This window comes from Leifsonia shinshuensis (genome assembly GCF_014217625.1).
Taxonomy (GTDB): domain Bacteria; phylum Actinomycetota; class Actinomycetes; order Actinomycetales; family Microbacteriaceae; genus Leifsonia; species Leifsonia shinshuensis_A.
Window position 1 is genome coordinate 1,574,859 of sequence record NZ_CP043641.1, and the last position, 26,766, is coordinate 1,601,624.

The 26,766-nt window shown below is 70.6% G+C and carries 31 protein-coding genes; 15 read left to right on the forward strand and 16 right to left on the reverse strand.

The window, feature by feature from the left end; translation table 11 throughout:
* Positions 1-50: 50 nt before the first annotated feature.
* From F1C12_RS07615 to F1C12_RS07625, 3 genes are read left to right on the forward strand one after another with little or no spacing between them, the layout of a single operon-like run.
* Positions 51-413 carry a GntR family transcriptional regulator gene (locus F1C12_RS07615; RefSeq protein WP_179607460.1) on the forward strand — a complete coding sequence of 121 codons (363 nt, stop codon included), beginning with the start codon at positions 51-53 and terminating at the stop codon, positions 411-413.
* Positions 410-1,327 (forward strand): ABC transporter ATP-binding protein, encoded by a 918-nt coding sequence (locus F1C12_RS07620; RefSeq protein ID WP_185278183.1) that lies wholly within the window; start codon positions 410-412, stop codon positions 1,325-1,327. Before F1C12_RS07615 ends, F1C12_RS07620 begins: the two co-directional genes overlap by 4 nt.
* Entirely contained in the window at positions 1,324-2,106 is a 783-nt protein-coding gene (locus F1C12_RS07625) for a hypothetical protein (protein ID WP_258046163.1), read from the forward strand. The genes F1C12_RS07620 and F1C12_RS07625 overlap by 4 nt, the downstream gene beginning before the upstream one ends.
* Before the next feature lie 187 nt (positions 2,107-2,293).
* Here the strand turns inward: F1C12_RS07625 and F1C12_RS07630 are convergent, their stop codons facing one another.
* The gene (locus tag F1C12_RS07630; protein WP_185278184.1) at positions 2,294-2,722 is read right to left on the reverse strand and encodes a VOC family protein; all 429 of its coding nucleotides are present in this window, start codon (positions 2,720-2,722) and stop codon (positions 2,294-2,296) included.
* 33 nt (positions 2,723-2,755) lie between these two features.
* Between F1C12_RS07630 and F1C12_RS07635 the strand changes: the two genes are divergently transcribed.
* A complete protein-coding gene (locus F1C12_RS07635) occupies positions 2,756-3,094 on the forward strand; it encodes a DMT family transporter (protein ID WP_219732690.1) in 339 nt (112 codons plus the stop codon).
* A 42-nt stretch (positions 3,095-3,136) separates the two neighbouring features.
* Here the strand turns inward: F1C12_RS07635 and F1C12_RS07640 are convergent, their stop codons facing one another.
* The 5 genes from F1C12_RS07640 to F1C12_RS07660 are packed head-to-tail and all read right to left on the reverse strand — an operon-like array spanning position 3,137 to position 5,793.
* Positions 3,137-3,361 (reverse strand): hypothetical protein, encoded by a 225-nt coding sequence (locus tag F1C12_RS07640; RefSeq protein WP_185278185.1) that lies wholly within the window; start codon positions 3,359-3,361, stop codon positions 3,137-3,139.
* Complete coding sequence (locus F1C12_RS07645; protein ID WP_185278186.1) at positions 3,361-3,909, reverse strand: DUF2781 domain-containing protein; 549 nt, start codon at positions 3,907-3,909, stop codon at positions 3,361-3,363. Before F1C12_RS07645 ends, F1C12_RS07640 begins: the two co-directional genes overlap by 1 nt.
* 44 nt (positions 3,910-3,953) lie before the next feature.
* Positions 3,954-4,532 (reverse strand): GNAT family N-acetyltransferase, encoded by a 579-nt coding sequence (locus tag F1C12_RS07650; protein WP_185278187.1) that lies wholly within the window; start codon positions 4,530-4,532, stop codon positions 3,954-3,956.
* A 35-nt stretch (positions 4,533-4,567) separates the two neighbouring features.
* Entirely contained in the window at positions 4,568-5,221 is a 654-nt protein-coding gene (locus F1C12_RS07655; protein ID WP_374939576.1) for a uracil-DNA glycosylase, read from the reverse strand.
* Between the two features lie 50 nt (positions 5,222-5,271).
* Positions 5,272-5,793, reverse strand: coding sequence for a phosphoribosyltransferase (locus tag F1C12_RS07660; protein ID WP_185278188.1), 522 nt, complete (start codon positions 5,791-5,793; stop codon positions 5,272-5,274).
* A gap of 42 nt (positions 5,794-5,835) precedes the next feature.
* Between F1C12_RS07660 and F1C12_RS07665 the strand changes: the two genes are divergently transcribed.
* Together F1C12_RS07665 and F1C12_RS07670 are read left to right on the forward strand one after the other, a co-directional pair.
* On the forward strand, positions 5,836-7,296 hold the full coding sequence (locus F1C12_RS07665; protein WP_185278189.1) for an MFS transporter: 1,461 nt from the start codon (positions 5,836-5,838) through the stop codon (positions 7,294-7,296).
* 22 nt (positions 7,297-7,318) lie between these two features.
* Positions 7,319-8,110: an aminoglycoside adenylyltransferase domain-containing protein gene (locus F1C12_RS07670; protein ID WP_258046164.1), complete on the forward strand. Its 792-nt coding sequence runs from the start codon at positions 7,319-7,321 to the stop codon at positions 8,108-8,110.
* An 81-nt stretch (positions 8,111-8,191) separates the two neighbouring features.
* On the opposite strand, the gene F1C12_RS07675 is transcribed toward F1C12_RS07670, so the two are convergent.
* On the reverse strand, positions 8,192-9,514 hold the full coding sequence (locus tag F1C12_RS07675; RefSeq protein ID WP_185278190.1) for a bifunctional o-acetylhomoserine/o-acetylserine sulfhydrylase: 1,323 nt from the start codon (positions 9,512-9,514) through the stop codon (positions 8,192-8,194).
* A 129-nt stretch (positions 9,515-9,643) separates the two neighbouring features.
* Between F1C12_RS07675 and F1C12_RS07680 the strand changes: the two genes are divergently transcribed.
* Positions 9,644-10,420: an SDR family oxidoreductase gene (locus F1C12_RS07680; protein ID WP_185278191.1), complete on the forward strand. Its 777-nt coding sequence runs from the start codon at positions 9,644-9,646 to the stop codon at positions 10,418-10,420.
* Positions 10,421-10,430: 10 nt separating this feature from the next.
* A complete protein-coding gene (locus F1C12_RS07685) occupies positions 10,431-11,153 on the forward strand; it encodes a potassium channel family protein (protein WP_185278192.1) in 723 nt (240 codons plus the stop codon).
* A gap of 2 nt (positions 11,154-11,155) precedes the next feature.
* Here the strand turns inward: F1C12_RS07685 and F1C12_RS07690 are convergent, their stop codons facing one another.
* Positions 11,156-12,637 carry a flotillin family protein gene (locus F1C12_RS07690; RefSeq protein ID WP_374939558.1) on the reverse strand — a complete coding sequence of 494 codons (1,482 nt, stop codon included), beginning with the start codon at positions 12,635-12,637 and terminating at the stop codon, positions 11,156-11,158.
* A 23-nt stretch (positions 12,638-12,660) separates the two neighbouring features.
* Entirely contained in the window at positions 12,661-13,125 is a 465-nt protein-coding gene (locus tag F1C12_RS07695) for an NfeD family protein (RefSeq protein ID WP_258046242.1), read from the reverse strand.
* Between the two features lie 124 nt (positions 13,126-13,249).
* Between F1C12_RS07695 and metX the strand changes: the two genes are divergently transcribed.
* The 5 genes from metX (at position 13,250) to F1C12_RS07720 (ending at position 19,005) form a co-directional block, all read left to right on the forward strand.
* The gene (metX, locus tag F1C12_RS07700) at positions 13,250-14,455 is read left to right on the forward strand and encodes a homoserine O-acetyltransferase MetX (RefSeq protein ID WP_185278194.1); all 1,206 of its coding nucleotides are present in this window, start codon (positions 13,250-13,252) and stop codon (positions 14,453-14,455) included.
* A gap of 16 nt (positions 14,456-14,471) precedes the next feature.
* Positions 14,472-15,638, forward strand: a complete 1,167-nt coding sequence (locus tag F1C12_RS07705) for a sensor histidine kinase (RefSeq protein ID WP_185278195.1) — start codon at positions 14,472-14,474, stop codon at positions 15,636-15,638.
* Positions 15,635-16,924: a hypothetical protein gene (locus F1C12_RS07710; RefSeq protein ID WP_258046165.1), complete on the forward strand. Its 1,290-nt coding sequence runs from the start codon at positions 15,635-15,637 to the stop codon at positions 16,922-16,924. Before F1C12_RS07705 ends, F1C12_RS07710 begins: the two co-directional genes overlap by 4 nt.
* 61 nt (positions 16,925-16,985) lie before the next feature.
* The gene (locus F1C12_RS07715; RefSeq protein WP_179607489.1) at positions 16,986-17,639 is read left to right on the forward strand and encodes a response regulator; all 654 of its coding nucleotides are present in this window, start codon (positions 16,986-16,988) and stop codon (positions 17,637-17,639) included.
* A gap of 85 nt (positions 17,640-17,724) precedes the next feature.
* The gene (locus tag F1C12_RS07720) at positions 17,725-19,005 is read left to right on the forward strand and encodes an MFS transporter (RefSeq protein ID WP_185278196.1); all 1,281 of its coding nucleotides are present in this window, start codon (positions 17,725-17,727) and stop codon (positions 19,003-19,005) included.
* Positions 19,006-19,082: 77 nt separating this feature from the next.
* Here the strand turns inward: F1C12_RS07720 and F1C12_RS07725 are convergent, their stop codons facing one another.
* The 4 genes from F1C12_RS07725 to F1C12_RS07740 form a co-directional block, all read right to left on the reverse strand.
* Positions 19,083-19,289: a hypothetical protein gene (locus F1C12_RS07725; protein ID WP_185278197.1), complete on the reverse strand. Its 207-nt coding sequence runs from the start codon at positions 19,287-19,289 to the stop codon at positions 19,083-19,085.
* A complete protein-coding gene (locus F1C12_RS07730; protein WP_185278198.1) occupies positions 19,290-19,616 on the reverse strand; it encodes a thiamine-binding protein in 327 nt (108 codons plus the stop codon).
* Between the two features lie 67 nt (positions 19,617-19,683).
* On the reverse strand, positions 19,684-21,039 hold the full coding sequence (locus tag F1C12_RS07735) for a glycosyltransferase 87 family protein (protein ID WP_185278199.1): 1,356 nt from the start codon (positions 21,037-21,039) through the stop codon (positions 19,684-19,686).
* Between the two features lie 68 nt (positions 21,040-21,107).
* Complete coding sequence (locus tag F1C12_RS07740) at positions 21,108-21,989, reverse strand: ADP-dependent NAD(P)H-hydrate dehydratase (protein ID WP_374939559.1); 882 nt, start codon at positions 21,987-21,989, stop codon at positions 21,108-21,110.
* Between the two features lie 32 nt (positions 21,990-22,021).
* Here F1C12_RS07740 and F1C12_RS07745 point away from each other — a divergent pair, with 32 nt between their 5' ends.
* Both F1C12_RS07745 and F1C12_RS07750 read left to right on the forward strand, forming a co-directional pair.
* Positions 22,022-22,639 (forward strand): HAD family hydrolase, encoded by a 618-nt coding sequence (locus tag F1C12_RS07745; protein ID WP_185278200.1) that lies wholly within the window; start codon positions 22,022-22,024, stop codon positions 22,637-22,639.
* 8 nt (positions 22,640-22,647) lie between these two features.
* Positions 22,648-23,733, forward strand: a complete 1,086-nt coding sequence (locus F1C12_RS07750) for an NADH:flavin oxidoreductase/NADH oxidase (RefSeq protein ID WP_185278201.1) — start codon at positions 22,648-22,650, stop codon at positions 23,731-23,733.
* A 19-nt stretch (positions 23,734-23,752) separates the two neighbouring features.
* Here F1C12_RS07750 and F1C12_RS07755 read toward each other — a convergent pair whose 3' ends face one another.
* The 3 genes from F1C12_RS07755 to F1C12_RS07765 form a co-directional block, all read right to left on the reverse strand.
* Positions 23,753-24,139, reverse strand: coding sequence for a VOC family protein (locus F1C12_RS07755; RefSeq protein ID WP_185278202.1), 387 nt, complete (start codon positions 24,137-24,139; stop codon positions 23,753-23,755).
* A 73-nt stretch (positions 24,140-24,212) separates the two neighbouring features.
* Positions 24,213-25,250 carry a hemolysin family protein gene (locus tag F1C12_RS07760; RefSeq protein WP_185278203.1) on the reverse strand — a complete coding sequence of 346 codons (1,038 nt, stop codon included), beginning with the start codon at positions 25,248-25,250 and terminating at the stop codon, positions 24,213-24,215.
* Complete coding sequence (locus F1C12_RS07765) at positions 25,247-26,551, reverse strand: hemolysin family protein (RefSeq protein ID WP_185278839.1); 1,305 nt, start codon at positions 26,549-26,551, stop codon at positions 25,247-25,249. The genes F1C12_RS07760 and F1C12_RS07765 overlap by 4 nt, the downstream gene beginning before the upstream one ends.
* Between the last annotated feature and the right edge of the window lie 215 nt (positions 26,552-26,766).

The window sequence follows — 26,766 nt, forward strand, 5'->3', positions numbered from 1 at the left end:
GTGCATTGTTGCTTACTTAGTTACATGACTAATGAACCCATGAGGTTCGGATGATCGAAGAAGGCAAGCCGATCTTCGTCCAGATCGCCGAGCAGATCGAGAACGACATCATCGACGGCGTCTACCCGCCGGAGACCCAGGTGCCGTCCACGAACGAGTTCGCGGCCTTCTACCGGATCAACCCGGCCACGGCCGGCAAAGGCGTCAACCTCCTCGTCGACGAGGGGATCCTCTACAAGAAACGAGGCATCGGCATGTTCGTCTCCGACGGCGCGCGCGAACGGCTCGTCGCCAAACGGCGCGACGCCTTCCGCGACGAATACCTCCGGCCCCTGCTCGCCGAAGCGGCGAAGCTCGGGATCGGCCCCGACCAGCTCAGCCAGATGATCCAGAAGGAAGGAGTCAGCGCATGAGCCAGGCCCCTGCCCCCACCTCCATCGCTCCCGCGGTGCAGGTGTCGGGGGTGACCAAGCGGTTCGGATCGTTCACCGCGATCGACGACGTCTCGCTCACCATCAAGCCCGGCCGCATCCACGGCCTCCTCGGGCGCAACGGCGCAGGCAAGACCACGCTGATGCAGCTCATCACCGGCCAGGACTTCGTCACGAGCGGCGACATCCGGGTCTTCGGCGAGAAGCCGACCGAGAACGCGCGCGTGCTCCAGAACATCTGCTTCATCAAGGAGAGCCAGCGCTATCCGGAGGACTTCCAGCCCAAGCACGTCCTGCGCAGCGCGCCGTGGTTCTTCGAGAACTGGGACGCGGACTTCGCCGACCGGCTCGTGGAGGAGTTCCGGCTGCCGCTGAACCGCCGGATCAAGAAGCTGTCCCGCGGCCAGCTCTCGGCTGTCGGCGTCATCGTCGGCCTCGCCTCCCGTGCGCCGCTGACCTTCTTCGACGAGCCGTACCTGGGCCTGGACGCGGTGGCTCGGCAGCTCTTCTACGACCGGCTGCTGGAGGACTTCGCCGAGCACCCGCGCACGGTCGTGCTCTCCACGCACCTGATCGACGAGGTCGCCAACCTGCTGGAGCACGTCGTCGTCATCGACCAGGGCCGCATCCTGATGGACGACGACGCGGAGGCGCTGCGCACGTCGGCCACCACGGTCGTCGGCCCGCGCACCGCGGTCGACGCCTTCGTCGGCGGCCGCGAGGTGCTGCACCGCGACGGCATCGGCGGCCTCGCCTCCGTGACCGTCGCCGGGCTCGGCGCCGGAGAACGTGCGGAGGCCGCCGCCGCGGGACTGGAGCTCGCGCCGGTCTCCCTCCAGCAACTCATCGTCCGCAAGACCAACGTCCGTGAGACAGAATTCGAGCAGAGCGCATGACCACCCTCTCGCAGACCCCCGGCACACCGGCGCTGCGCACCTCCCCCGCCGCCGCGGCACGCGTCTGGCGGGTCGTCCGCCTGAACCTCGTCAACAAGTGGACGACCATCTACGTGCCGGTGATGATCATGTTCTTCATCTGGCTCGTCAACTGGCTGATCTGGTGGATCATCTGGGGCGCGACGGACCCGGCCGACCGCGTGAAGGCCATGGACGGCACCCAGTGGAGCGGCGGAGGGTTCTACATCTTCGTCTACATGCTGGTCGTGGGCATCCAGGTCATCTCGGCGACCTTCCCGTTCGCGCTCGGCTACAGCGTCACCCGGCGCGACTTCTCCCTCGGCTCCGGGCTGACCTTCCTGCTGCTGGCGGCCGGCTACGCGCTCGGCTTCGCGGTGCTGTCCATGGTCGAGGAGTGGACGAACGGCTGGGGCCTGGGCGGCCACCTGTTCACGTCGGTCTACTTCGCAGGCGAGTCGTTCGCGGGACGGCTGTTCATCGTGTTCAGCGGGATGCTGTTCTTCTTCGCGATCGGCGCGTTCTCGGCGGCGCTGTTCATGCGCTGGCGGATGTACGGCGTGCTCGCCGTGATCGCGGGCCTGGTGCTGCTGATCGTCGGCGGCGCCGCACTGATCACCTTCACCGGGAGCTGGGGAGCGGTCGGGGACTGGTTCGTCGCCAACGGCCCGGTCGGGGTGACGGCATGGCTGCTGCTGCCGACGGCGCTGTTCGCACTGGCCGGGTTCGCGGTGCTCGGGAGGGCGACGCCGCGGAGTTGAGCGCGGCGGCGCCCGCGACTTGGACGCCGGGCATGGACGTGGCCGGGAGCCCTGCTCCCGGCCACGATTTGTGCCATCGGCCTCACTCGGCCGACCCGCCACGCGGGCCGTCCGACGATGTCGTCGACGTCAGCCTAGGTCGGCGCGAGCGCGCCGGCCGGGATACTCGGCAAACCCATAGCGGACCTCAGCCCAACTCCTGGAACACTGTCACCTGGAGGTCCGCCGGCGTCGCCAGACGCGAGTTCAGCGAGTTCCACGGCGTCACCGTCGGCGGCGCGATCAGCTCGGCGCCACCCGCCACCAGCCGCGCGGTGACCGTTCGCCCGTCGTCCACCTCGAAGGCCAGCCGGATGCGCGGCGCGACCGGGCGGCCGACCTCCACGTCGTCGATCATCGCCTTCTGGGCCGGGTTCGCGAGCTCCAGCGTCGCGCGGCCGGCGTCGAGGATGGCGACCCGGGCGCCGCCGTCGCCGGCGTAGCTCTCCTGCTCGGGCAACCCGAGCACGTCGCGGAAGAACGCGAGCGCCTCGTCGTAGTCCTCGGCCTCCACCACGATTCGCAGCTGCCGCACCGGCGCGGCGCCTTCCGCCGCAACGTCGGCTGTGTCGTCCATCCGATCTCCCCCTTCGATCGCTACCGTGGTGCCGTGCTGGGTTACATCTTCCTCGCCATCGCCATCGCGACGGAGGTCGTCGCGACCACCTTCCTGAAGTTCACCTCGGGCGACAACCCCAAGTGGTGGGCGTTCGCGATCGTCGTAGTCGGCTACGTCGCCTCGTTCGTCGCGCTGTCGCAGTCGCTGTCGCGCGGCGTGCCGCTCGGCGTCGCGTACGCGATCTGGTCGGCCGTCGGCGTCGCCGCGATCGCGGTCATCTCCTGGGTGTTCTTCCGCGAGTCGCTGACCTGGGTGCAGATCCTCGGCCTGGTGCTGCTGATCGGCGGCGTCGGCCTCCTGGAGCTGGGCGGCCGCCACCCGGCCGCGTGAGCGGCCCCGGCCCCATGGGTGCCGGACTCACCGGCGCCGGCCTCAACCCACGAAGGCCGCGAGCGCGTCGTCGATCGTGCGCGCCGGCGCGATCCACGCGAACATCGCGCCGGGACCCTCGGGCACGTAGTCGCCACCCGCCCCGCGCGTGACCGTGCCGAGCAGCCTCCCGCGGCCGGGCTCGGCGTCCTCGTCCTCGTAGGAGTGGTCGTAGACGGTGAACACGTCGCCGTCCTCGTAGACGGACAGGTCTTCCAGCAGCGGCATCAGAACCTCCTGGTGAACGGCATCGGCTTGCGCATCCGGATGAGCAGCAGCAACGGCACCAGCACGTACGGCCCGTTGTAGAGCAGGAAGACGACCGGGTTCGGGGTGCGCTCCCCCACCGGTCCGAAGAACTCGACGCCGAAGATCGGGATGGCCGTCAGGCTGATGATCATGGTCGCGTAGATCACGCAGAACAGCTGGATCCAGTTGAAGCCCTTGACCAGGCAGACGATCAGCAGGATGTAGAACGGCAGGTAGACGAACGCGCTGGTGCCGGTGATGAACCGCAGCCACAGCGCCTCGTGCTGGTAGAGCGGGTCGTACTGCGACGAGTACGTGTAGTTCCACTGCGCGAGGATGTTGGTCGTCGTCGCCGTCTGCGGGATGCCGAGCGTCGGGATGGCGTCGCTGATGACGCAGGTCAGGCTGAACAGCGAGAACATCACGACGAAGAAGATGTCGAACGGACGCTTGCGGAGCGGGAGGTTCGCGGGCGTCGCCGGGGCGGCGGAGGCGACCTCGCCGGTGTGCGGGGTGGCGGTGGTCACGGACCACACCTTAGCGGCGGGAACGCCCGACGGGCGGGAGCGCCTTACTTCAGGGATTTCTGCATGAGCACCGTCCCCAGCCAGCGCTCGAACTTGTAGCCGACCCGGCCCATCCGCCCGATCTCGGTGAAGCCGAAGTTCTCGTGCATCTTGATCGAGGCCTCCGCGCCCTTGTCGGCGATGACCGCGATCATCTCCTTGAGGCCAGCGGCCTTCGAGCGGTCGATGAGCTCCTGCATCAGGACGGGGCCGAGGCCCTTGCCGGTGGAGGCCGCGCCCAGGTAGATCGAGTTCTCGACCGTGAAGCGGTAGGCGCGTTTCTGCTTCCACGGCGACACCAGCGCGTAGCCGAGGATCTGCCCGCTGGGCGACTCGGCGACGATGAACGGCATCCCGAGCTTGTGGAGGTAGGCGAACTTGCTCTTCCACTCCTTCAGCGTCATCGCGTCCTCATCGAAGGTGACGGTGCTGTTGGCGACGTAGTGGTTGTAGATCTCCCGCACGTCGGGCATGTCCTCGGGCCGCGCCTCCCGGATCGCGTAGTCGAACGGCGACTCCGCGGGCTCCGGCTTGCGCAGGTGCCGCGGCAGCACCCGGCGGGTCTCGTATTCCTCTTCCAGCACCGTTCCAGGGTACGTCGTCGCGCGTTTCGGCCGCGTTACGGCTCCAGCGACCAGTCCACGGGCTTCTCCCCCGCCTGCTCCAGCAGCGCGTTCGCCCGGGAGAACGGCCGGGAGCCGAAGAAGCCGCGGGAGGCCGACAGCGGGCTCGGGTGCGGGGACTCGATGACCGGATTGCCGCCGAGCAGCGGCTTCAGCGTGGACGCGTCCCTTCCCCAGAGGATGCTCACGAACGGCCGGCCGCGCTCCACCAGGGCGCGGATCGCGTGCTCGGTGACCGGCTCCCAGCCCTTGCCGCGGTGGGAGGCCGGGGCTCCGGGACGCACCGTCAGCACCCTGTTCAGCAGCATCACGCCGTGACCCGCCCACGCGCTGAGGTCGCCGTGCGGCGGCGGGACGACGCCGAGGTCGTCGCGCAGCTCGCGGTAGATGTTCTGGAGGCTGCGCGGGATCGGGCGCACATGGCGCTCGACCGCGAACGACAGTCCGATCGGATGCCCGGGGGTCGGGTACGGGTCCTGGCCGACGATGAGGACGCGCACGTCCGCGTAGGGCGCGCGGAACGCCCGGAGCACGTTCTCCCCCGCCGGGAGGTACGGCCGGCCCGCCGCGACCTCGGCGCGCAGGAAGTCGCCCATCCCCGCGATGCGGTCGGACACCGGGGCGAGCGCCTGCGCCCAGCCCGGGTCCATCGAGCCGTCGGCGGCGAGCTCGGACAACGACTTGGGCACGGCAGCTGCGATCAGTGCGTGGAGGCCGTGACCGGCGGCAGCGCCGACCACGGGAACGTGATCCAGCGGTCCGTCCGGCGCCAGACGAAGTCCGGCTCCAGCACCGTGCGCGGCTTCGAGTACAGGCACACCGTGCGCACGTCGGCGCCCGATGCCGCGATCAGGTCGACAACGAGCGCCAGGGTGCGGCCGGAGTCGGACACGTCGTCCACCAGCAGCACGCGCTTGGCCTCCAAGGCAGCGGAGTCGAGCATCGGCGGGAGGACCACCGGCTCGGGCAGGCGGGTGTCGACGCCGGTGTAGAACTCGACGTTCAGGGCGCCGCAGGCCTTGATCCCGAGGGCGTACGAGATGGCGCCGGCGAGCAGCAGACCGCCGCGCGCGATGGCCACGACCATGTCGGGCTCGAAGCCGGATTCGACCACCTCACCGGCCAGGTGACGGGCCGCGTCGCCGAACTCGAGCCAGCCCAGGACCTCCCGTTCCGTCTCTTCGAGAACGTCTGCACCTGAATCGTCGAGTTCGCTGGCCACGCATCTACCGTACAAGGGCACAGCAGGTGTTAGCATCCGCGCATGACTTCGGAGAAGACGGTCGCCCAGCGTCGGGCGTCCACGGCGATCGGCGCGACCGCCGCCCTCATCGGCTGGCTGGCTCTGGTCGAGCTGACCAGCGGCATCCTGCAGGGCTACTACGTGCCGCTGATCTCCGACATCGTCAAGCACCTGGGCATCCACGACGCCGACTACAACTGGTTCGAGGCCGCCCAGCTGCTGCTCTCCGCGCTCGTGGTCCCGGTGCTCGCGAAGCTCGGCGACATGTTCGGGCACAAGCGCATCCTGCTGGTCGCGACCGTGCTCACCGCCCTGTCGAGCTGGGCGCTCGCGTTCTCGCACGACTTCACCACCTACCTGATCGCGTTCGCGCTGCAGGGCTTCTACGTGGTCTGGCTGCCACTCGAGATCGCGCTGATCTTCGACCGCGGCCGCCGCACCAACACGGCCGCGTCGCGCACGCGCCGCGCGGCCGGCCTGCTCGTGGTGGCGCTGGAGTTCGGCGCGATCGTCGGCGCGATCGGCGCCGGACTGCTGTTCGACGCGCTCGGCCAGAACGTGACGACCACCCTGATGGTCCCGGCCGCGGCGGTCACGCTCGTCTTCTTCGCGATCCTGTTCGGCGTCCCGGAGTCGGAGCCGGTGCAGGGACGGACGCTCGACGGCGTCGGCTTCGTCCTGCTCACCCTCGCCCTGCTGCTCATCACGTCGGGACTGACCTTCCTCCGGATCAACGGCGTCGGCACCTGGTGGGTGTGGGCGCTCATCGTCCTCGGCGTGCTCGCGTTCATCCCGTTCGGCCGGTGGGAGCTGAAGCAGAAGGACCCGGCCATCGACCTCCGCGTGCTGCGGCAGCCGAACATGTGGCCCGTGCAGCTCACTGCGGGCCTCATCGGGATCAGCCTCCTCGGCGCGCAGGCGCCGCTCAGCACCTATGCGGGCACCGACCCGGTGAACGGCTACGGACTCGGGCTCAGCGCCGGGCAGCGCAGCATCCTGATCGGCGCCTACCTCATCTCGATGATCGTCGGCGCGGTCCTCTTCCCCGTGGTGTCGTCGTGGCTGAACCCGCGCGTGACCCTGATCGGCGCGTCCTTCCTGGTGGCGATCGGCTACCTGCTGTTCCTGCCGTTCCACCTGGAGACCTGGCAGGTGTTCACGAACATGGCGATCGCAGGCATCGGCTCCGGCGCACTGGTCGGGGCTCTTCCCGCCGCGGCGGCCGCCGCCGCCCCGCGCGGGCAGACCGGCGTGGCCACCGCGATGACGAACACGACCAAGACGATCGGCGGCTCCTTCGCCTCCGCCGTCTTCGGCGTCGTGCTGCTCACCGGCGCCGCGACCGTCACCGCGACGGCCGCGAGCCTGTTCGGCTACATGCTGGTCTGGACCATCTGCGGACTCGGCGCCCTGGTTGCCGCCGTGCTGCTGTTCTTCGTGCCGCGCCTGGCCTTCGCCGACGCAGAGGCGACGATCGTCTGACAGGACTCGACAGAGGGGGATCATGGACGCTCAACTACCGCCGCAGGTCGGCGAGGCACTCACCCGGTTTCTTCTCGAGCAACGCCGCCGCGCGCCCGGCCTGGTCAGCCGCGCGGTCGTCACTGGATCGGCGGCGACCGGCGACTGGTACGACGGCGTCAGCGACATCGACGTGGTGTTCGTCGTGACCCGCGATCCGGTTGACGACCTCCCGGCTCTCGCCTCCCTCCACGCGGAGTCGTCGCCGCACATCGACGGCGTCTACCTGACCGAGTCGGAGATCGCCCGCGGGCCCGACCAGGTGGAGACCGCGCCGCAGGTCGTGGAGGGCGTCCTGCTCAGCGCCCTCGCCGGCGGCAGCCTGAGCTGGGCGACGTGGCGCGAGCTGGAGGACGGCGTGCAGGGCGTCGTGGACGGCGGCGACGTGATCTGGACACCCACCTCGGACCGGCACCCGGACACTGCGACGCACCTCGCCACCCGCGCGCGCAGCGACCTCGTCGACTTCTGGGCGCCGGTCGGCGACAGCGCGGAGACCGAGCTCTCCGATCGCGAGCCCGGCGACCCGGTGCGTTCGGAGACCGTGCGCTGGCTGGCCCTCGGCCCGATCCGGCTGGTGGCGACGATGGAGTCCGGCCGCATCCTCTCCAAGACCGAGGCCGCCCGCGCCGCCGCCGAACGCTGGCCCGAGCACGCGGAGCTGCTCGACCGGGCCGTGCGCGACCGCGCAGGCGAGCGGCAGACGTTCGTCACCGCCGACGCGCGGGAGGCCATCGCGCTGCTGCGGCAGTGCGTGGACGTCGCGCAGGTCTGACCGGATCAACGACAACGAAACGTGAGTCGTTGCGGATTCCATGTCACTGGTTTCCGCAACGACTCACGTTTCGATGGCGGGTCAGACCCGGGCGGCCTCCACGACGGCGCGTGCCGCGGCGAGTCCGGCCGACAGGTCGGCCTTCAGGTCGTCGATGTTCTCCAGGCCGACCGAGAGGCGCACCAGGCCCGGCGTGACGCCCGCGGTGAGCTGCTGCTCCGGGGTCAGCTGGGAGTGCGTGGTCGAGGCCGGGTGGATGACCAGGCTGCGCACGTCGCCGATGTTGGCCAGGTGGCTGAACAGCTTCAGGCTGTCGACGAGGGCCGCGCCCGCGTCCACGCCGCCCTTGAGCTCGAACGACAGCACCGCACCGACGCCCTTCGGGGCGTACTTGTTGGCCGCGGCGTACCACGGGCTGGTCGGCAGGCCGGAGTAGTTCACCGTGGCCACGTCGGGGTGGGCCTCCAGGAACTCCGCGATCTCCTGCGCGTTCTGCGTGTGACGCTCGACGCGGAGCGAGAGCGTCTCGATGCCCTGGATGAGCTGCCAGGCGCTGGCCGGCGCGATCGCGGCGCCGAGGTCGCGGAGCAGCTGCACGCGCGCCTTGATGATGTAGGCCAGGCCGTCGCCGACCGCCGCCGTGTAGACGGCGCCGTGGTACGACGGGTCCGGCTGGGTCAGGCCCGGGAACTTGTCCGCGTTCTTCGACCACTCGAACGTGCCGCCGTCGACGACGACGCCGCCGATGACCGTGCCGTGACCGCCGAGGAACTTGGTTGCCGAGTGCACGATGATGTCGGCGCCGTGCTCGAACGGGCGGATCAGGTACGGGGTCGCGATCGTGTTGTCCACGATCAGCGGGACGCCGGACTCGTGCGCCACCTCGGCCACGAGCGCGATGTCGAGGATGTTGATCTTCGGGTTGCCGATGGTCTCCGCGAAGAACAGCTTGGTGTTCGGGCGGACCGCGCGGCGCCACTCCTCGGCGTCGTCCTGGTTCTCCACGAACGTGGTCTCGATGCCGAGCTTCGCGAGCGTGTACTTGAACAGGTTGTAGGTGCCGCCGTAGATCGAGCTGGAGGACACGATGTGGTCGCCGGCTTGCGCGATGTTCAGCACCGCGAAGGTCTCCGCCGCCTGGCCGGACGCGACGAGGAGGGCGCCGGTGCCCCCTTCGAGCGCGGCGACGCGCTCCTCGACGACCGCCTGGGTCGGGTTCTGGATGCGGGTGTAGATGTTGCCGAACTCGGCGAGCGCGAACAGGTTCTTGGCGTGCTGCGCGTTGTTGAAGACGTAGGAGGTCGTCTGGTAGATCGGGGTGGCGCGCGCGTTGGTCACCGGGTCCGGCGCGGCGCCGCTGTGGATCTGCTTGGTCTCGAACTGCCAGTCGGCGGCGTCGGTCATGGCTTGCGCTCCTTGCTCGGGTGTGGCCTTCGGGTGATGGCACCGTTCGGTGGTCGCTAACACGCTAGACTCGCGGCCGCGCGTGGGCAACGCACCCGAAACATGCCGTAACCCGTGAGAATAGGCAGCATGAGCAGCAGACGTGTGGTCGTGACCGGAGCGAGTTCGGGGATCGGGGCGGCGACCGTCCGCCTGTTCCGCGAACGGGGCTGGGAGGTCGTCGGCGTCGCCCGCCGGCAGGAGCGCCTGGACGAGCTCGCGGCCGAGACCGGCGCCGAGGTGTTCGCCGCCGATCTGACCCGCCAGGAGGACGTGGACGCCCTCCGCGACCACCTCGCCGCGACCGGCCCGATCCACGCGCTGGTGAACAACGCGGGCGGCGCCAAGGGCCTGGACTCGGTGGAGGCCTCCAGCGTCGACGACTGGGTCTGGATGTACGAGATCAACGTCATCGGCACCAAGCGCGTGATCAGCGCGCTGCTGCCGCTGCTGCGCGACGGCGCCAGGGAGACCGGCCACGCCGACATCCTGAACCTCACCTCGATCGCCGGTCTGAACGCCTACGTGGGCGGCGGCGGGTACAACGCGGCCAAGTTCGCCGAGCACGCCCTCACCGAGGTGCTGCGGCTGGAGCTGAACGGCGAGCCCATCCGGGTGGTGGAGGTCGCCCCCGGCATGGTCGCGACCGAGGAGTTCTCGCTGGTCCGCTTCGGCGGCGACCAGGGGAAGCGCGACGCGGTCTACGAGGACGTGCCGGAGCCGCTGACCGCCGAGGACGTCGCAGAGACGATCGTGCACGCGCTCGAGCTCCCACGGCACGTCGACCTCGACCTGATCGTCGTCAAGCCGGTCGCGCAGGCCGCCTCCTACCGATTCGCCAAGGGCGAGCTGACGGTCAAGGACTGACGAGCCGACCATGGCGGACGACGCGAAGCGCAGGCGCTGGGAGGCGGCCACCGTGTGGCCGGGCGTCGTCGCGAGCCTCGTCTTCCTCATCGCCTACTCGTGGACCGTGCTGCAACCGCACATGGGCCGGCTGCTGTACGGCGTGCTCATCGCGTTGCTCGCGCTGATCTGGGTGGCGTTCCTGGTCGACTACGTGGTGCGGTTCCGGCTCGCGGAGGACAAGCGCCGGTTCGTGCAGCACAACGTCGTCGACCTGCTGTCCGTGCTGATCCCGGTGGCCCGGCCGTTCCGGCTGATCGGGGACCTCTTCCGCATCCCGAGCCTGCGCGGCGGCAGCGGGAGCCACCTGCGCCGGCGCATCATCATCATCGCCGGCACGTTCGTGCTGATGTTCATCTACGTCATCTCGCTCGCCGTGTACCAGGTCGAGCGCTACGCCCCCGGCTCCAACATCCGCTCGTTCGGCGACTCGATCTGGTGGGCCTGCGTGACCATGGCGACCGTCGGCTACGGCGACTACTACCCGGTCACCGTCACGGGGAGGATGCTCGCCGTCGTGCTGATGATCGGCGGCATCGCGATCGTCGGCACCGCGAGCGCCACGATCGTCAACTATCTCAACGAGCAGACCCAGCAGGCGAGGGAGCGCCGGGCGCGGGAGCACGAGCACGGGCCCGCGGACGGGCCGAGGCCCGTCGAGGACCCCGACCCGCACAGCGGCGAGAACGGCTGAGGTCAGCCCTCCGCCGACGCCGAGCCGCCGGGGAGCTGCCCGGCGCCCGCACCCGCCAGCGCGCCGCCGGCGAGCGACCCGAGCACAGCGCCCAGGTCGAGCCCGGTCAGGTCCTTGACGACCTTCGGCACCTCGCTGGTGACCTGGCCGATGGTCTTGGTGACCGCGGAGGCGCCCTCCGTGCTGATGACGGTCAGCGAGTCGATGTTGCCGAGCGGCTCCGCGACCGCGCGTGTGATCTCGGGGAGGCGGTCGATGATCTCGGAGGCCAAGCCGGCCTCGCCGAACTTGCGCAGCGCCTCCGCCTTCGCGTCGGTCGCGCGCGCCTCCGCCAGGCCCTCCGCCTCTATCGCGGCCGCGCGGGCCTCGCCGTCGGCCCGCACGCCGGCCGCGAGGGCGATCTGCCGGTCGCGCTCGGCGTCGCCGGCGAGCCGGACGGCCTCCGCCGCGGCCTGCGCGTCCTGAACCGCTGCGACCTTGTTCGCCTCGGCGATGGTGCGGCGCTTGAAGGCGTCCGCTTCGGTCGCGGCGTTCGCGGCGTCGCGGTCGGCCTGGGCGCGCTGGACGGTCGCGTAGGCGTCCGCCTCCGCGGGCTTGCGCACCTCGATGTCGAGGCGCTCCTGCTCGACCTTCGCCTTCTCGGCGAGGGCGTCGCGCTCCTGCGCGGCGACGATCCGGTCCTGCTCGGCCGTCGCGAGCTGGCCCGCGGCATCCGCCTCGGCGTTCGCGCGATCGGTCTCCGCCTTGATCGCCGCCTGCTTGAGGCTGAGCGCCTTCTGCCGCTCCGCGATCTGCTCGGCGGCGTCGATGCGCGCGAACTCGCTGGCGCGGGCGGTCTCCGCCTCCTTGATCTCGGCGTTCTGCTTGGCGAGCGCGGCCTCCGCCCGGCCGAGGTCGGCGAGGTAGTTCGTGCCGGGTGTGGAGATGTCGGAGATGTTGAGCAGGTCGACCTGGAGGCCCTGCTCGGCGAGGTCGACCTTCGTCGCCTCGACCACGGCCTCCGACAGGGCGTTGCGGTTGGAGATGATCTCAGTGACCGGCATGTTGCCGATGATCGAGCGCAGCGAGCCCTCCAGCGACTGCTGGATGATCTCGGTCAGCGAGCTCTGCTGGGAGAGGAAGCGCTGGGCGGCGCGCCGGACGCCTTCCGGCGTGCCGGACACCTTGAAGTTCACGCTGGCCTGGATCGCCAGCTTGATGAAGTTGGCGTCGACGCCCTCCACGACGATGCCGATCTGGCGCTGCTCCAGCGAGATCGGGAAACCCTGCTGCAGGATCGGCCAGATGAACACCCGGCCGCCGATCACGACGCGCTGGCCGCCGTCCGGTTCGGCGCCGGCACGACGCCCGGCCCCGCGGCCGACGATGACGAGCGCCTCGTTGGGCGCGACGCGCCGGATGCGGCCGGCGATGAACAGGAACACGGCGAGCACGGCGACGAGGATCGCGCCGCCCGCGATGATCCCGATGAGGGAGGAGTCCACGGTCAGTCCTTTCGGTGGGGGGCTCAGGGGTCGAGAGGTTCGACGCGGACGCGCGGCCCGTTCGCCGCGACGACCCGGATCGGGGTGCCGCTGGGGATGTCGGTGTCGCTGGTGGCGAGCCGGGCCTCCACCTCGTACGGGCCGTCCAGGCTCACCTCGCCGCCGGCGCGGGTGACCGTGGTGCGCGCGACGCCGGTCATCCCGGCCGGGTCGCTCGGGGCCCCGTCCTCGCTGCGCACGAATCGGCGGATGAGGAGCTGGACGCCCAGGAGCGTCACGACGCCGGCGGCTCCGGCGATCAGGTACGCGGCACTCGCCGGCCAGCCGTTGGCGAGCGCGAGCACACCGGACGCGCCAAACAGGGTGAGCCCGGCGCCGAGCCCGGTGCCGGAGAGCGCGCCGTCGAGGAGGTCGAAGAGCTCGCCGAAGAGCAGCGATACGAGCAGGACGACGAGTCCAGCGACACCGATCGCGATGAAGACGAGCACGGACTCCCCTTGTCTCTTCGAAACATTCCGTATCTGGCATCTTCCCATAGATCAGCGACCGCGCGGTCACCCGAACGGCCGTAACACAGCACCGCGCACCCCTCCGCTCCGGAAGAATGGGCGCATGGAGTGGCAGACCTCGGCGGACACGGCACCCTCGAGCTTCATCACGGAGGCTCAGGCGCGGTCGCTGCTGGGCAAGCCCGCGGCGAGCGGGGCGTGGAAGGAGTCCGACCCGGCCGGATCGCGGTCGTTCGCGGGCATCGGCGCGTTCGCGTTCGAGAGCGGCGAGAGCCTCCCGTTCGTCCGCGTCGCCTACGAGACCTGGGGCGAGCTGTCCGAGGCCGGCGACAACGCCGTGCTCGTGCTGCACGCGCTGACCGGCGACAGCCACGCCGTCGGCGCCAACGGGCCAGGACATCCCACCGCCGGTTGGTGGCAGGGCATCATCGGCCCGGGCAAGGCCATCGACACCGACCGCTGGTTCGTGGTCGCGCCCAACATGCTGGGCGGCTGCCAGGGCACGACGGGTCCCGCGTCGATCGCCCCCGACGGCGCGGAGTGGGGGCCGCGCTTCCCGTTCACGACGATCCGCGACCAGGTGAACGCGCAGGCCGCCTTCGCCGACGCGATCGGCATCGGCCGCTGGGCCGCTGTCGTGGGCGGCTCGATGGGCGGCATGCAGGCGCTGGAGTGGGCCGTCTCGTACCCGGAGCGGGTCGAACGGCTCGCTGTGATCGCCGCGCCCCCGTTCTCCACCGCCGACCAGATCGCGCTCAACTCCGTGCAGATCGAGGCGGTGCGCACCGACCCGCTGTTCCACGGCGGCTACTACTACGACGAGAAGGACGGCGAAGGGCCGCACCGGGGCCTCGCGCTCGCCCGCCGGATGGCGCTGCTCAACTACCGCAGCCCGTCCGAGCTGAACGCGCGGTTCGAGCGCGCCTGGCAGAGCGGGATCAGCCCGCTCGGCGGCGGCGGCCGGTTCGCGGTGGAGTCCTACCTCGACTTCCACGGCAACAAGTTCACCCGCCGCTTCGACGCCAACAGCTACTTGACCCTGGTCGAGGCGATGAATTCGCACGACGTCGGACGCGGTCGCGGCGGGCTCGGGGCCGCGCTCTCGCGCGTGACAGCGCGCACGCTGGTGGTCGGCATCGACAGCGACCGGCTGTTCCCGCTGGAGGGTCAGGAGCTCATCGCCTCCCACCTCCCGGAGACGATCGACGGTAGGCTGCCGGTGGTGATCCGCTCCGACTTCGGTCACGACGGATTCCTGATCGAGGACGACGCCGTCAGCGAGCAGCTCAGGAGGCTGTTCGCGGCGTAGAGGGGAACGGAGGGGCATGTCGCGCATCCAGAAGGAGCGTGATCGGCTGCTCGCCACCACCGCCCGCACCGTCGGCCTCACCGCCACCGCGACGACGCTGCTCACCCTGAGCGTGCCGGGGACCATCCCGCCCCCGCTGTACTTCGCCTCGCTCGTCCTGCTGGCCTGCATGGGCGTCGCCCAGTTCCAGCTCACCGCGCTGAACCGGCTGACCGTGTGGATGTGCGTGACGGTCGTCGCGGGGCTCGGGCTCATCCTCCTGCATCTGCTCCCCCAGGTCCCGCTCGGCCCGTCCGCGGTGACCACGATCGGCGTCGTCGGCGCGGTCGGGATCGCCAGCGTCTCGGTCATCGCCCCGACCTCCCGTGCCCGCACCCTCCTGGCGATCGTCGCCGGCGCCGCGACGATCGGCGCGACGGTGACCACCCTGCTGGTCACGGGCTCGCGGTTGATCGAGGTCCTGATCTTCATCGCGGCGGGCTGGGTCGCCCTGACCGCGACCGGCATCTGGCTGTCGCGCACCGTGCCGCGCACCCTCAAGCGCATCTCCACGATGAGCCGCGCCTACCGGGTGGAGCGCCAGGCGAGCGAGACGGAGGCCCGCCGCCGCCAGGGCGCGCGCCTTCTGCACGACACGGTGCTCGCCACGCTCACCCTGCTCGCGCACTCCGGCGTCGGCGTGGGCGTCGGCGCGCTGCGCGAGCAGGCCGCGGAGGACGCGGCGCTGCTCCGCCAGCTCCGGCTCGGCTTCACCCCCGACCCGACGCGCTCCGGCGACTACCGGCTGAAGCCCGTCGAGGAGTCCACGCTCGGCAACACCCTGGAGTCCGTCAAGCAGCGCTTCCGCCGGATGGGGCTGGAGGTCAACTGGCACGGCCAGGGGCAGGTGCTGCTGCCGAGCGACGTGCTCGACTCGTTCCTGCTGGCGCTCGGCGAGTGCCTTGAGAACGTCCGCAGGCACTCCGGCGTCAACGAGGCGCACGTGACCATCACCGATGACGAGACCACCGTGCGCGCGATGGTCACCGACGCCGGCAAGGGCTTCGACGTCGCGAGCATCGAGGAGGGCAGGCTCGGCTTCACCGAGTCGATCGTCGCCCGGCTGCGCGATGTCGGCGGCAACGCCCGGCTGTTCTCGTCGCCGGGCAGCGGGACCACCGTGGTGCTGGAGGTGCCGAAGTGAGCCGGAACGATCGCACCATCCCGATCTCCCGCGGGATCCTGGGCGGGCGCACGCCCGGCGCGCCGAAGGGCTCAGCGCCCGGCACGGCCAAACTGGGCGCGTCCGCGCTGCCCCGCGGGCGGCAGGAACGCGACGCCCTCGGCAGGGCGCGGCTCGACCTCGGCTTCAACATCGCGTCCGTCGCGCTGATCGCGTTCCTGTTCGCGATCATGGCGATCACGGCGCCGTACTACCCGGCCCTGCCGTTCAGCCTCGCCGCGTGGGCCGTGCTGATCGTCACGCTGGTGACAGCGCTCGTGCTCCGGTTCCGCCTGCCCGACGTGCTCCCGGACTGGCTGTTCGGCGTCGCCCTCGTGCTGTGGGCGGCGGTCGTCGTGCTCGACATCCTCGGCACGGCTTCGTCCGCGGGCTGGTTCCCGCTGACCGCTGCCGCCGCGGTCGGGCCGGCCCTGCTGCTGTGCGTCCCCGTCCGGCCGGCGCGGGACATCCTGATCGCCACGGCGGTGCTCGGGGTGACGCTCGCGGTCGTGCTGCTGCTGCGGTCGTTCGGCGACATCCAGATGCTCGGCCCCGGCATCGCGGAGGTCGCGATCGCGGTGGCCCCGCCGCTGGTCGGCGTCGAGATCGTCCGCGCGCTCAGCACCCTCGTGCAACTGGAGCTGGACCTCGCGCAGGTGCAGAGCACGGTGTCCTCCCCCGGCTACGCGGTCGGGATGATGGCCTCGGAGGAGCTGGCCAGGCTCGACCTCGCGGCCGAGCGCCTCCTCGACGGCGTCGCGACCGGCCGCACCGCGCTGCCCCTGGACGAGGCGACCGCGGACCAGGCGGCCAGCATCGCCACCGAGCTGCGCCTGCACCTCATCCAGGGCCGCAAGGAGACCTGGCTGTACCACGCGGTCACGGAGTCCGCTCTGCTCGGCCCCACGGTGACGCTCACCGACCCGGACGGCCTCGCCGCCGGCCTCACCCGCGACCAGCGCGACGGCCTCCTCACCGCGGTCTGGCTGCTGATCAGCGACCCGGTCCGCTCGGGCGCCGGGCAGGCCCGCACCCTCGCGCTCGACATCGAGCGCGGCGCCGGGCCGCAGGTCGCCGCCGGATCCGCCGTGGCGACCGGTGCCACAATGGGGATCGTGATCACGACCACCGGTGTGCCGCGAAACGGGGTAGACCCTGCGGCGTGGCAAGCTATCCGTAAGGTGGGGCGTCACGCCGAGTCGTTCAGCGACTCGGCGCTTCGCATCGAGATCACCACCGTGAGCGATACGACGGCCGAGCTGACCTGACCAGCCGGCCACACCAGGAAGACCGGTCACGCCGGAAGGCAACACCGAGAAAGGGCTGCTCATGAGCGAGACTCCCCCCATCAGGATCGCCATCGTCGACGATCACAAGATGCTCCTCGGCGCACTCACCGAGTGGATCCGCGGCGCGGCGGACGACATCCGCATGGTGGCGGCGGTCGCGAGCTGGCCCGAGCTGCTGACCCATCCCGAGTTCCCGGTGGACGTCGTGCTGCTCGACCTCGACCTCAAGGACAACATCCCGATCTCGCTCAAGCTGTCGACGCTGAAGACGACGGGCGTGCGCACCGTGCTGATGAGCACCTACTCCGAGCCGGCCGTCGTGCGCGAGGCGCTGGCCGCCGGCGCGCTCGGCTACCTCGTGAAGAGCGAGGACGCCGAGATGATCGTGGAGGCCATCCGCGCCGCCAGCAAGGGCGAGTCGTTCATCTCAGCGGAGCTCGACCTCGCGCTCAACGCGGGCGAGCTGGGCGGCGCGCCCAAGCTGAGCGCGCAGGAGCGCCGCGTGATGGCCCTGTACGGCGCCGGCGAGCCGGTGAAGGCCGTCGCCTTCCAGCTCGGCATCTCGGACGAGACCGCCAAGAGCTACCTCAAGCGCATCCGCGAGAAGTACCGCGTGGCCGGCTACGACGTCGGCACGAAGGTGGCCCTGCGCAAGCGCGCCATCCAGGACGGGATCCTGCTGCAGAACGACTGAGGCGGTGTCGCGCCTCGGATGACGGTTCGTTTCTCCGTAACCTGGTTGAAACGTCCCACTCGAAACGATTCGATAGACTGTCCGGGTGAACCCGGTTATCGACGGGCCGACGCAGCTGTCGTCGGCCCGTACTCGTCTTGCGCTCCTCGCGCTCGCTCTCGGCGGCTTCGGCATCGGCTCGACCGAATTCGTCGCCATGGGCCTGCTGCCGAACATCGCCCACGACCTGCTGCCCCAGCTCTATGCGGCGTCCCCCACCGCCGCGAACGCGCAGGCCGGCTGGATCATCTCCGCGTACGCGCTCGGCGTCGTCGTCGGGGCGCCGACCATCGCCGCGGTCGCCGCGCGCTGGCCGCGCAAGAAGCTGCTGCTCTGGCTGCTCGTGGCGTTCACCGTCGGCACGATCGCGTCCGCGCTCGCGCCGACCTTCCAGCTGGTGCTGGTGGCCCGGTTCCTCTCCGCACTGCCGCACGGCGCGTACTTCGGCATCGCCTCCCTCGTCGCCGCGTCGCTGATGGGTCCGGGCAAGCGCGGCCAGGGCGTCGCGTTCGTCCTCTCCGGCCTCACCATCGCGAACGTCGTCGGCGTCCCGTTCATCACCTGGATCGGGCAGCAGCACGGCTGGCGCATCGCCTATATCGTGGTGGCCGCGATCTTCGCCCTCACCTTCGCCGCCGTTGCCCTGCTGGTGCCGTGGCAGGCGGGCGACCCGCGCGCAACGCTGCGCAACGAGCTGCGCGCCTTCACCCGCCTCCAGGTCTGGCTGGCCCTGCTGATCGGCGCGATCGGCTTCGGCGGCTTCTTCGCCGTCTACACGTACGTCGCCCCGATGGTCACGACGGTCACCGGGCTGCCGGCGTCGGCGGTGCCGCTGGTCCTGATCCTGATCGGCGTCGGGATGACGGTCGGCAACCTCCTCGGAGGGCGGATGGCCGACCGCAGCGTGGAGCGCGGGATGCTGCTGTTCTTCGCCGTCATGCTGGCCGGGCTGGCCGCGCTGTTCTTCACGGCCTGGAGCCTGGCGGGCCTCCTGATCTCGGCCTTCGTCATCGCCGCGGCGGCCTCGGCGCTGTCCCCGATGATCCAGACCCGCCTGATGGACGTCGCCCACGACAGCCAGTCGATCGCCGCGGCCCTGAACCACTCGGCCCTCAACATCGCGAACGCGTCGGGCGCCTTCCTCGGCGGCCTGACCATCGCGGCCGGCTTCGGCTACCTGTCGCCGATCGTGGTGGGCGCGATCCTGGCGGTGGCCGGCATCGTGCTCGCGCTGGTGTCGTTCGGGATCGACCACTCGCGGGAGCGCCGCGGGGTCGACACCGGCGTCGTGCACGCGCAGCGCCCCGACCCGGTCCCGATCGACTGAGCAGCCACCGCCGAGGGGCACCTAAACGCCCTTAAAACCACGTTTTGAGGGCGTTTACGTGCCCTTCGGCGGGGGCGCTACCGCGCCTCGTCCTCGAAGAACTCCGCGACGTCCACGTCCTCCTCGACCGGCTCGGGCCGGCGGAAGCCGGAGCGGATGGCGCCCACGATCGCGACGACGACCGCGCCGGTGGCGCTGCCCGCGACCAGCACGAGCACCGGCAGGTAGATCGGCCACCCGTAGACCACCACGAAGTAGCCGATCGTGAATACGACCGGGTCCATCTACGCGCCCTCCGGCGCCGCCTCGCCCTGCCGCAACGCGGCCTCCAGGCGCTCCACCTTGCCGGTGAGTTCGCCGCTGTGGCCGGGGCGGATGTCGGCCTTCAGCACCAGGGAGACCCGCGAGCCGTAGGCGCCGACGGCCTCCGTCGCTCGGCGGATCACGTCGAAGACCTCGTCCCACTCGCCCTCGAGCTCCGTGAACATCGAGTTCGTGCGGTTCGGGAGGCCCGACTCCCGCACGATCCGCACCGCGGCCGCGACCGCGTCGTGCACCGACGCGTCCGGACCCTCTCCCCCGCTCGGCGCCACCGAGAATGCGACCAGCATGAGCCCCTCCTTCTGTCGTGCACCGGGATGGTACGTCCGGCACACGAGCCAGTCTAGAAGGGTGCTGCTACGGCGCTTCGCTCACCGGGACCGGATGCGCGTCCGGCGCCGCGCGGAACGGCCAGGCGTGCGCGGGCAGCAGGTCGCCCGCCGCCTCATCCCTGTGCCGCTTACGCCAGAGCGCGCCGATGGTCCAGCCGAGGATGACGAAGTACATCAGGTTGCGGGCCGTGAGCACCGCGACCATCGCCGGCAGCGGCACGAGGAGGCCGTCGTACAGGTACGGATAGATGACCTGCGTGAGCGTCGCCGTGATCAGCACGAGGATCGCCGGCGTCTTGAACCCGCGGCCCTGGTAGACCAGCCCGATCACGACCGGCGCGGCGAGCCAGGTGATGTACTGCGGCGAGCCCACCTTGTTGAACGCGATGAAGGCCGTCACGAGCGCCAGCGACAGCTCCGGCAGGATGCGGGTGTACGGCGTCCCGCGCCGCAGCGACCGCACGCCGATGAGCGCGACGACCAGCACGGTGAGCGCGAGCAGCGGGTTCATCAGCGAGCCGGCCTCCACCGTCCCCTGGCCGGTCACCTGGAAGGTGAGCAGGTCGCGGTCGTAGTACACGACGGCGTCGGGGACGTGGAACGCGGCCTGCCACATCCAGAAGTTGGCCACCGGCGCCTCGATCTGGATACCGCGGCCGGTCTGGGTCGTGATGAAGCTGAGGACGTGCATGCCGCCGCCGAAGATGAGCGGCACGGCGACGATGATGAGGCTGGTCACGGCTCCGGCCGCGACGATCCGCCAGCGCGACTTCATCGCGATCACGGCCGCGACGATGATCGCGGCGGGCCACACCTTGATCCAGGTGGCGATCGTCAGCACAACCACGGCGGCGCGCTCGTGGAAGGTCAGCCAGAGCAGGCCGATGATGGAGAGCGCGGCCGAGACGGCGTCGAGCCGGCCGATCGCGATCGGGCCGAGGAGCAGCAGGAAGCCCAGCCACCACCACGCGGCGACGAGCCGGCGCGGCTCGCGCCCGACGATGAGCACGGCGAAGGCCGCGGCGTTCAGCAGCATGACCATGGTCAGCCAGCCGCCGACGTAGTTGTCCTCGCCGAACAGCAGCGGGAGCATGATCGGCACGATCGCGCCGAACGGGTACACCCAGTCGGCGTTGAGCCCGACGATCTCTGTGCCCTGCGCGGCGAGCTGGGCCCAGGGCTTGTACACCCACATCACGTCGCCGAGGCCGGTGTGCTGCAGGAGCGCGAGGCCGCCGATCACGAGGTGGACGACGAGGAAGCCGATCCACAGGCTCAGCGGGCTGGCCGCGATCCGGCGAAGCGTGGTCGTGTCCGAACCCCCATGCGGCACAGGCAGCGGTACCGGAGCGGCGTCCATCCCCGCGGCGTCAATCCCCATAGGCGTCATCCTATGGGAACCGGATCTGGGGGTGCCGCCCCCGGAAGGCCGCCAGTGTGCGAGGTCGCTCAGCTTCGCGCGAGCAGGCTCCGCAGCACCACCGGCACGGCCTCCGCCACGTCGAGCGCGGCAACGGGACCGCCCTGCGAGGCGGCGTCGCCGGCCCGGCCGTGCACCCAGGCGGCGGTCGCAGCGAGAGCCGCGAGCGCTTCGTGCCCGCGCTCCCGGATCGCGTCCGCGTGCGTCGCGACCAGCGCGCCGAGGACGCCGCCGAGCACGTCGCCGCTGCCCGCCGTCGCGAGCCACGACGGGCCGGCCGTGACGGTGACGCGCGAGCCGTCGGGGGTGGCGACGTGGGTGACATGGCCTTTCAGCAGCACCGTCGCGCCGAGGGCGGAGGCCGCGCGCTCGGCCCAGCCTCCCGGGTCCTGGCGGATCTCGTCCGGCTCCGGCGTCGGCGCGCCGTCGTCGGCCGCCGCGGCGAGCGCCTTCGACAGCTCCCGGAAGTGCGGCGTGATCACGACCGGCCCCTGCGCCCGCATGACGAGGTCGAGCGCTCCGGCGTCGATCACCAGCGGGGTCCCGTCGTCGAGCGCGTCGCGGAGCCTGCGGAGGTCGTCGTCGTCGCGGTCGGCGGCGTCCATCCCGGAGCCGAGCAGCCAGGCCTGCACGCGGCCGGGCGCCGAGACGACCTCCGGGCGGCGGCGCAGCACTTCCTGGGCTGCGCGCTCGGCGCCGAGGTAGCGGATCATCCCGACGCCGGTGCGGGCGGCCGCCTCGGCGCCGAGCACAGCTGCGCCCGGATAGCGCGCAGAGCCGGTGACCATGCCGAGCACGCCGCGCGAGTACTTGTCGTCGGATTCGGCGGGCACCGCGATCCAGCCGCGGGCGAGCGCCCCGTCCCAGGCCGCGCCGACCGCCAGACCCGACGGCACCGTCATCTCCTCCATCGAACCTCCCCGGCCCACGATAGGTTGAAGAGGTGAGTATCTCCATCCCCGGATCGGTGGTCGTCTTCGACTACGGCGAGGTCATCTCCGTCACCCCGAGCGAGGCCGACCGAACCGCGCTCGTGGGGATCGCCGGCGGCGACGACGAGCAGTTCTGGCCGGCGTACTGGCGGCACCGCAACGCACTCGACCAGGGAACGCTGACCATCCAGCAGTACTGGCGCGGCATCGAGCGCGAGCTCGGCGAGAGCTGGGAGGACGCGACCATCCACCGGCTCTGGCTCGCCGACTTCCGCAGCTGGCTCACGATCGACCACGACACGCTCCAGGTGCTCCTCGACCTCAAGGAGGGCGGCACCCGCTTGGCCCTGCTGTCCAACGCGGGCCGCGACTTCGGCTCGTACTTCCGGCACGGGACGCTGGGCGACCTGTTCGAGCAGGTGTTCGTCAGCGGCGAGCTGGGCACCGTGAAGCCGAGCGCCGAGATCTTCGAGCACGTCATGGCCGAGCTCGGCGTCACCCCCGCGCAGACCGTCTTCATCGACAACAAGACCGAGAACGTGGAGGGCGCCCGGGCGCTGGGAATCGCAGGCCACGTCTACACGTCGGCGGAGGACCTCCGGGCATATCTCCAGACTCTGGCGGCTTAGTAACGAGTATGACTTCGCTCTTCGATCCGCTGACCCTGCGCGGCGTGACCGTCCGCAACCGCATCTGGACCTCCCCGATGTGCCAGTACTCGGTGTTCGACCACTCGGGCGTGCCGCAGACCTGGCAGCTCGTCCACCTCGGCTCGCTCGCGACGGGAGGCAGCGGCATCGTCTTCACGGAGGCGACCGCCGTCAACGCGGAGGGCCGCATCTCTCCGCGCGACACCGGCATCTGGACGGATGAGCAGGCGGAGGCCTGGCGGCCGATCGTGGAGTTCATCGCGTCGCAGGGCGCCGTGCCCGCCATCCAGCTCGCGCACGCCGGACGCAAGGCGTCGACCTGGCCGGCCTGGGGCTTCGAAGACAGGCACGGCACCGTGCCTGCAGAGGAGGGCGGCTGGATCGCCGTCGCGCCGTCGCCGATCGCGTTCGGCGATTACGACGTGCCGCAGGAACTCGACCTCGCCGGCATCGACCGGATCGTCGCCGACTTCCGCGCAGCGGCCCGCCGGTCGGTCGACGTCGGCTTCCGGATCCTGGAGCTGCACGCCGCCCACGGCTACCTGCTGCACGAGTTCCTCTCCCCGATCTCGAACCACCGCACCGACGAGTACGGCGGCTCCCTCGAGAACCGCGCGCGCCTGCTGCTGCGCATCGTCGCCGCTGTGCGCGAGGAGATCGGCGACGACCTCCCGCTGTTCGTGCGGTTCTCCGGCAGCGACTGGACGCCCGGCGGCTGGGACGAGCAGCAGACGGCGACCGTCGCCGGCTGGGCGCAGGATGCCGGGGCCGACTTCTTCGACATCTCCTCCGGCGGCATCCAGACCGGCGTGCGCATCCCGACCCAGCCGGGCTACCAGGTGCCGTTCGCGGAGCACGTCCGCAGCTCGGCCGAGGTGGATGTCAGCGCGGTCGGCCTGATCACCACGCCGCAGCAGGCGGCCGACATCGTGGAGGGCGGCAGCGCCGACGCGGTCATGCTGGCGCGCGAACTCCTGCGCGACCCGCACTTCCCGCTGCGGGCCGCTCACGAGCTCGGCGTCAGGATCGACTACTGGCCGCCGCAGTACCTCCGGGCGGCGTGGCGCGACTGAGGCATCACAGGCCGAGTCGTCACATCGGTGTGTTCGGCTGCGTCAGGCACAGATAGTTGCCTTCGCTGTCCTGGAACCAGGCCGACTTGCCCGTGTCGTCCGTCGCGACGCCGTTCTCGGTCTTGAGGCCGGGGAAGTCGTAGTCCGCGAACTGCACTCCCCTGCCGCGCAGGTGCTCCATCTCGGCCGCGATGTCGTCCACCAGCCAGCACATGGCGGTGTTCTGCGCGGTGCCGGCGTTGGACGTCTCGTAGATGTAGATCCAGGAGTCGCCGCCGGTGCGGTAGCGGACGCCCTGCTCGCTGGTGTCCTCCGGTTCGAGTTCGAGCTTGTCGCGGAACCACGCCGTGGCCCGCGCCAGGTCCGAAGCAGGAAGCACGGAGTACGTCTTGCTCGACGCTAACATGAGAATTCCTCCTCTTCTTTCCGCGCGGCATGGTACTCCGGACGCCGGGCTTTGGCCCCCTGAACAGAAGGGTCTACAGCCGCCGGGTGGCGTCCTGCACCTCGCCGACCAGCTCCTCGATGATGTCCTCCAGGAACACCACGCCGGCCGTCGTGCCCTCGCCGTCGACCGCGCGGGCCAGGTGACTGCCCGTGCGGCGCATGCTCGCGAGGGCGTCCTCCAGGTCGGCGTCGACGAACACCGTCACCAGGCGGCGGATGCGCTTGCCGGGCACCGGGAGGTCGAAGCCGGTCTCCTCCAGGTCGAGCACGTCCTTCAGGTGCAGGTAGCCGGTCGGCTCGCCGTCGGCGTCCGGCACGACGTAGCGCGAGAAGCCGTACTTGGCGACGGCCTTCTCCACGTCGGCCGGGGTCGGCGCGGGCGGGAGCGAGACCAGCGTCTCGGGCTTCACCATCGCGTCGCGCACCTTCTTCTCGGTGAACTCGAACGCCGCAGTGAGCGCGCCGATCCGGTCGGTCAGCAGGCCCTCGCGTGTCGACTGGCTCACGATCGTGGCCACCTCGTCGAGGGTGAAGGTGCTCGCGGCCTCGTCCTTCGGCTCCACCCGGAACAGCCGCAGCACCGCGTTCGCGCTCGCGTTCAGCGCGACGATGATCGGACGGACCACCCGGCCGATCCCGACCAGCGGCAGCGCGAGCAGCAGCGCGGCCCGGTCCGGCATCGAGAACGAGATGTTCTTCGGCACCATCTCGCCGAACACCACGTGCAGGAACGACACCAGCACGAGCGCGACGATGAACGCGACCGTGCCGATCACGTCCTCCGACCAGCCCGTGGCGTGCAGCGGCACCTCGAGCAGGTGGTGGATGGCCGGCTCGGAGACGTTCAGGATCAGCAGCGAGCACACCGTGATGCCGAGCTGTGTGGTCGCGAGCATGAGGGTCGCGTGCTCCATGGCGTAGAGCGCGGTCTTGGCGCTGCGCTTGCCGCGCTCGGCGAGCGGTTCGATCTGCGAGCGGCGCGCGGAGATGACCGCGAACTCGGCGCCGACGAAGAACGCGTTCACGAGGAGGAGCACCACCAGCCAGGCGATTCCGGCCCAGTCGCTCATGCCGCACCTCCCGTCGCGGGAAGCTCGGGATCGGGCGTGTAGCGGATCCGGTCGACCCTGCGCCCCTCCAGCCGCTCCACGCGGAGGGTGCCGCCGTCGATCGGGACCTCGTCACCGACCTTGGGGAGGCGGCCGAGCTCGTTCATCACGAAACCGGCGACCGTCTCGTACGGGCCCTCCTCCGGCACGGTCACGCCGGCCTGCTCCAGCAACTCGTCCGGGCGCAGGATGCCGGGGAACGTGATCGAGTCGCGGCCGCGGACCACGCCGGCCCGCGTGCGGTCGTGCTCGTCGGCGACCTCGCCCACGATCTCCTCGACCAGATCCTCCAGCGTCGCGATGCCGGAGGTGCCGCCGTACTCGTCCACCACGACCGCCATCTGGTAGCCGCGGCCGCGGAGCTCGCCCAGCAGGGTGTCGAGCGTCATCGTCTCCGGCACGCGGAGCGCATCGGTCTGCAGCGCGGAGACGGGCACGCGCGCGCGGCGCTGGCGCGGGACGGCGACGGCCTGCTTGACGTGCACGAAGCCGACGACGTCGTCGACGTCCTCGTCCATGACCGGGAACCGGGAGTAACCGGTGCTGCGGGCGAGTCCGATCACGGTCTGCGCCGGGTCGGTGCGCTTGACGGCCTCCACCCGCGGCCGCGGCGTCATGACGTCGGAGGCTGTGCGCGAGGAGAACGCGAGCGTGCGGCTCAGCAGCGTGGCGGTGTCGGCCTCCAGCACGCCGGCGCTCGCGGACCGCCGCACCAGCGAGGACAGCTCGTCGGCGGTGCGGGCCGCCGACAGCTCCTCCTTCGGCTCGATGCCGAACATCCGCAGGAATCCGTTCGCCGTGCCGTTGAGCAGGAACACGAACGGCCGGAAGACCGTCGTGAACACCGTCTGGAACGGGATGACCAGCTTGGCCGTCGCGATCGGCAGCGCGAGCGCGAAGTTCTTGGGCACCAGCTCGCCGAGGATCATCGACAGCAGGGTCGCCACCGTGATGGCGACCACCGACGCGACCACCACGACCGCGCCGGCCGGCAGGCCGACTGCCAGGAGCGGATCGCGCAGCAGGGAGCTGATCGCGGGCTCCATCGTGTAACCGGTCAGGAGCGTCGTCAGCGTGATCCCGAGCTGCGCGCTGGAGAGGTGCGTCGAGGTGATCTTGAGCGCGGCGATCGTCATCGACAATCGCGACTCGCCCCGTGCGCGCCGTGCCTCGAGGTCGCCACGGTCGAGGTTGACAAGAGCGAACTCGCTGGCGACGAACAGGCCGGTGCCGACGGTCAGGAGGAGGCCGATCCCCAGCATGATCCACTCAGAGAGCACGGCGACCACCCCGCTCGGGCGGGCTCATCGGTTGGAATGGGCTGGCAGAAGGAGGGTCGTCCATTTCCCGAGAAGTATAGCGGCGCGTCCCGCGGAAACGCCCGGCGCGGCCGGGGCCGGAGCGATTCCCAGCGCGCGCATCGACTCGCCATAGGGCGCCCGAAGCGAGCGGCGGCATCCTCGCGGCAGAAGCCCAC

Excerpts from the sequence above, each read along its gene's own strand:
- F1C12_RS07615 (WP_179607460.1), top strand. The coding sequence starts at position 51 with ATGATCGAAGAAGGCAAGCCGATCTTCGTCCAGATCGCCGAGCAGATC.
- F1C12_RS07620 (WP_185278183.1), top strand. The coding sequence starts at position 410 with ATGAGCCAGGCCCCTGCCCCCACCTCCATCGCTCCCGCGGTGCAGGTG.
- F1C12_RS07625 (WP_258046163.1), top strand. The coding sequence starts at position 1,324 with ATGACCACCCTCTCGCAGACCCCCGGCACACCGGCGCTGCGCACCTCC.
- F1C12_RS07630 (WP_185278184.1), bottom strand. The coding sequence starts at position 2,722 with ATGGACGACACAGCCGACGTTGCGGCGGAAGGCGCCGCGCCGGTGCGG.
- F1C12_RS07640 (WP_185278185.1), bottom strand. The coding sequence starts at position 3,361 with ATGCCGCTGCTGGAAGACCTGTCCGTCTACGAGGACGGCGACGTGTTC.
- F1C12_RS07655 (WP_374939576.1), bottom strand. The coding sequence starts at position 5,221 with ATGGACCCGGGCTGGGCGCAGGCGCTCGCCCCGGTGTCCGACCGCATC.
- F1C12_RS07665 (WP_185278189.1), top strand. The coding sequence starts at position 5,836 with ATGACTTCGGAGAAGACGGTCGCCCAGCGTCGGGCGTCCACGGCGATC.
- F1C12_RS07670 (WP_258046164.1), top strand. The coding sequence starts at position 7,319 with ATGGACGCTCAACTACCGCCGCAGGTCGGCGAGGCACTCACCCGGTTT.
- F1C12_RS07675 (WP_185278190.1), bottom strand. The coding sequence starts at position 9,514 with ATGACCGACGCCGCCGACTGGCAGTTCGAGACCAAGCAGATCCACAGC.
- F1C12_RS07680 (WP_185278191.1), top strand. The coding sequence starts at position 9,644 with ATGAGCAGCAGACGTGTGGTCGTGACCGGAGCGAGTTCGGGGATCGGG.
- F1C12_RS07685 (WP_185278192.1), top strand. The coding sequence starts at position 10,431 with ATGGCGGACGACGCGAAGCGCAGGCGCTGGGAGGCGGCCACCGTGTGG.
- metX (WP_185278194.1), top strand. The coding sequence starts at position 13,250 with ATGGAGTGGCAGACCTCGGCGGACACGGCACCCTCGAGCTTCATCACG.
- F1C12_RS07705 (WP_185278195.1), top strand. The coding sequence starts at position 14,472 with ATGTCGCGCATCCAGAAGGAGCGTGATCGGCTGCTCGCCACCACCGCC.
- F1C12_RS07715 (WP_179607489.1), top strand. The coding sequence starts at position 16,986 with ATGAGCGAGACTCCCCCCATCAGGATCGCCATCGTCGACGATCACAAG.
- F1C12_RS07725 (WP_185278197.1), bottom strand. The coding sequence starts at position 19,289 with ATGGACCCGGTCGTATTCACGATCGGCTACTTCGTGGTGGTCTACGGG.
- F1C12_RS07730 (WP_185278198.1), bottom strand. The coding sequence starts at position 19,616 with ATGCTGGTCGCATTCTCGGTGGCGCCGAGCGGGGGAGAGGGTCCGGAC.
- F1C12_RS07735 (WP_185278199.1), bottom strand. The coding sequence starts at position 21,039 with ATGGGGATTGACGCCGCGGGGATGGACGCCGCTCCGGTACCGCTGCCT.
- F1C12_RS07740 (WP_374939559.1), bottom strand. The coding sequence starts at position 21,989 with ATGGAGGAGATGACGGTGCCGTCGGGTCTGGCGGTCGGCGCGGCCTGG.
- F1C12_RS07750 (WP_185278201.1), top strand. The coding sequence starts at position 22,648 with ATGACTTCGCTCTTCGATCCGCTGACCCTGCGCGGCGTGACCGTCCGC.
- F1C12_RS07755 (WP_185278202.1), bottom strand. The coding sequence starts at position 24,139 with ATGTTAGCGTCGAGCAAGACGTACTCCGTGCTTCCTGCTTCGGACCTG.
- F1C12_RS07760 (WP_185278203.1), bottom strand. The coding sequence starts at position 25,250 with ATGAGCGACTGGGCCGGAATCGCCTGGCTGGTGGTGCTCCTCCTCGTG.
- F1C12_RS07765 (WP_185278839.1), bottom strand. The coding sequence starts at position 26,551 with ATGCTGGGGATCGGCCTCCTCCTGACCGTCGGCACCGGCCTGTTCGTC.